The organism is Acidobacteriota bacterium (genome assembly GCA_028874215.1).
In the GTDB taxonomy this organism is placed as follows: Bacteria; Acidobacteriota; UBA6911; order RPQK01; family JAJDTT01; genus JAJDTT01.
In genome coordinates, this window is the sequence record JAPPLF010000065.1 from 1 (window position 1) to 3,408 (window position 3,408).

The window sequence follows — 3,408 nt, forward strand, 5'->3', positions numbered from 1 at the left end:
CATCGTGCTGCTGACCCTGGACTGGAAGCTCGGGCTGGTGATGACGGCGCCGGTCCCGGCTTTCTGCTGGGCCAGCGGACTGGAGGCATTCAGAATCCCGGCAGGAAATCGGCTAACTACTTACAGGGCTGCACGATCTGCGTTTTCTGCCGTTGGACTGAACCCTGCTGGAACGTGCCGCGAAAGCGGGAAGAATGGACTTGACTGGCGGGAATCCCGAGCACCGTCAACACGTCTCAAGTCCGTCGTCAGGCTCCGCCCTCCAGCCATCGTCCCGCACGAAACCAATTCGGCGAGCGACACGCGGCAATCCTGAGGTTGGGTACGCTCGCGTCAATGCCGCAATTGGCAACGGCCAACACGTCGAGAGCGTCTGGGAGATCTGGCGCACATCCAGCGATCATGTTCCCGTCGCGATCATGGTACTCGGCGGCTTCGGCGTTGGTCAGCAGCAGATTCACTGCGAGAACATTCGGATGATTGTCGCCGAGGCTGTTGCTCTCCCCCTTGCTCGAAACCGCTCCCTTGAGCATCGCGGTGACGTGCTGTTCCGGAGAGCCCCACCGCATCAGCGCACGCCTCCTTTCGTCGACCGTGTCGTCCGACTCGTTCGTGTCCCACTCCTCTTCGACCACCTCGACCGAGCACTGGTCCTCGCACACGATAGTAACGCACTTCGCACTCGCTGCCTCGCGGCGAGATGTATCGCAATACGGTTCGAGCTTGTCGTCCAAGAACCGGCTGGGCTCGGGCAAGGGCATCGGAGCAAAAAGCGGATAGTCTTCCTGAACGCTCGGGCCAAGGATCTTCGAGAGACACTCTTGGAGGAACTGCAACAGGAAATACGACTTCCGAGGAACATGGCACTCCACATGCCATCGTTTCCCGTCCACCTCGACGGAGAGATCAGGCCCGCCAGCCGGTCCGCCCCACATCACGTTCCGACCGACCGACCGGAGCTTCGCAGCCACTTGCAACTGCCAGAGGAGCGACCAATAGGTCGCGTACTCCCCGTTCTTGAGCACCGACTCCTCGTGCTCCCAGTTCGGGAGTTCCGCAGCGCTGGCGAGCAGATTGTCCAGATTGGCAAGGCATCCCTCACTCTCCACGCTCCAAGTCCCCAGCCGCCACGCCATGTAGTGGCAGTAGTACGGCGAGCTTTCCTCAGCCGCGCGGAGTACCTCCATCGAGAACGCATCACGGATTGCTGGGTAGCGCTCAAGGCGCTGGCTGACCCGGTCCCAATCGATCAGCTTGTGGACGAAGTGCTTCGTCGGACTCTCGTGGCATGACCTGCGGTTCATCTCGCCGACCATGGGCTACGCCTCGGCACCGACCGGGATCAGCTCGCGCAGACTCCTCATGGCCGCTCTCCCCGGTATTCCGGTCACAGGTCGATCAACAGAATAGCACCATCGTCCTCATAGAAACTGCCTTGGGCCTGCTCGGCAACTACCGCTCCGCGCTTCCGGCCCGCCAAGGGGCCGGGCCCCGTGCCTGGGATGTCACCCCTGTAGGTACGGGCAGGGGAGCGCAAGCTGCGTAAAACGGGATGTCCGGCTTCAGCGACCGCACACACCGGCCGCAGTCACCACTGGGGTTTGGCGTTGCAGGCCTCTGCGTTGACCTCGAGGTAGTTGTCGAGGAAAACGCCAACGAAGGTTTCTACGTTGGCCAGTTCGCGTTCCCGGGTGGGACGATCTTCGACATCCACGTGCCATGTGGTAGCGTAGTGCTCCTTATCCGAAATAGGGTCTCTGAGCCATTTCTGAAACGATATGGATATGTCCCTGCGACCACTGGCCTGCGTCAGGACGGTCACCTCCATGCGGGGGAGAATCGCGGTTTCGTTGGGGTCGCCAGAAAGGCCCCACGCGAAGACGTCTTCAGTTGCGAGGTCGTGCTCGTCGAGCCTAGTTCGGATGACGTGTTTCACGTCTGCCGGGAGATCCAAGGCGGTCCACTCTCCCAGTACCTGAGCGAAATGCTGCCCAGAGATTCTGATTGGGGCGCAACCGGTAAACCACCCGAAGGCGCGCTCCTCTCCAAACTGGCCGGAAAGAGGGGCGGGGAGAACAACGACCAAGATCAGACCTGCAACGAAGGCGACCGGGCGGAACCAGCGTAGGGTTCCAGATGTCATCGCCATCAGCCGACCTTTGCCCGACCATGGATTCCCGAGGACGCCTCCAAGCGGTTCCCCGAGGACACCGCGCGAGGCGATCTTGGAGCCGCGCCGTCCGCCGTCTGGTGGAGACGGCGCGTTGTTCTTCTCCGGGTGGGCGCGGGTCGGAGACCGGGGCAGTGTCATTCACTCCCTCCTGAGATGTCGGGTGGCAATCCGTTCACGAGTGCCGCAAGGAACTTAGCAGCCGTATGGCTCGGCATGCCACCGAAACGGGTTGGATCGACGTTCGCACGTCCGTTGCCGTCCCGCCATTCCTAGACGATAGGACGTTCAGGATCACGTTCACCTACCAGCGCCCCACGTTCTCCGTACGAAGGAACGGTCGCCACCGCATAACCGAAAAGTTGCATTCTACGGGTCCGCAGAATCGCCCAGAATCGACGATCTCGGGTCTCCGAGGGGTAGAGGTCGGGTGGAAACGGGCCGCGCGTTAGAGGGTGCCGCCGGCGCCGGGGAGTGAGGGGTCGGCTATTCGCCGTCGCCGTCCGTGAAGCTGGCGGCCGAGAGGCCGAGGAGCTTGCCTCCGACGGCCCGGTGGACACTGTTCCGGGCGGGGTCCGGAGAGGTGTCTACTAGGGCGTCCCAAGGCTGGCTTGAGCCACGCTAACGTGGACAAGCCAGCGTACTCCTTGTGGCCACACTCCGTGCGTCCCTTGCGGAGGCTGGCGGGGGGCCGCGCCCCCTCTGACCCCCAGAACAAACCCCCGCTCCGGCATCGTTCGCGGTTGGGGTCCGAAGGTCCCCCCGGTCGGCCAGTCGCCGGATGTTCTCCCGTCGGCGGCCGATCACCGCCGGTCAACGCCCGTCGGCTTCGCGGCTGAGTCCGCAGAGTGACCGGCGAGCGACGTTGTCTGCGTTGTCACCGCTTCGGCGCCGGTCCCCCCGGCCTCCGGTACGGACTCCTGTCCGTTCCTCCCGCCGGGGTCGAGTCCCCTCCCCACCCCGGACGGAAGGAGGGCGGAACGGATCCCGTCCAAACGTCCCGGTCAGAGGGACGGGCTTTGCCCGCCCCGGAGACGGGGAGGACCGGCGGCCGCAGAGCCGGAGCGGGTCGGGGAGGCCGGTCCGCCGGTCTGGCCCCGCGCGCACGCTGTATCGTGCGGCTCCTGCGTTCGGCCTCGGGCTTGCGGGGGACTGGGCCAATGTCGGGCGGGGCCTCCTTTGTCGGTGTTACCCGGCATGTAAAGTTTCCCTGAAGTCGGCATGTAAAATGTCCCACA

Annotated in this window: 2 protein-coding genes; both read right to left on the bottom strand. The window is 63.8% G+C overall.

Annotated elements, in window-relative coordinates:
* Positions 1–248: 248 nt before the first annotated feature.
* On the bottom strand, positions 249–1,316 hold the full coding sequence (locus tag OXT71_12490) for a hypothetical protein (GenBank protein MDE2927209.1): 1,068 nt from the start codon (positions 1,314–1,316) through the stop codon (positions 249–251).
* Positions 1,317–1,588: 272 nt separating this feature from the next.
* Complete coding sequence (locus OXT71_12495; protein MDE2927210.1) at positions 1,589–2,311, bottom strand: hypothetical protein; 723 nt, start codon at positions 2,309–2,311, stop codon at positions 1,589–1,591.
* Positions 2,312–3,408: the final 1,097 nt, after the last annotated feature.

What these genes read in the sequence shown, in the direction of transcription:
- OXT71_12490 (MDE2927209.1), bottom strand. Translation starts at nt 1,316, where the DNA reads ATGGTCGGCGAGATGAACCGCAGGTCATGCCACGAGAGTCCGACGAAG.
- OXT71_12495 (MDE2927210.1), bottom strand. Translation starts at nt 2,311, where the DNA reads ATGACACTGCCCCGGTCTCCGACCCGCGCCCACCCGGAGAAGAACAAC.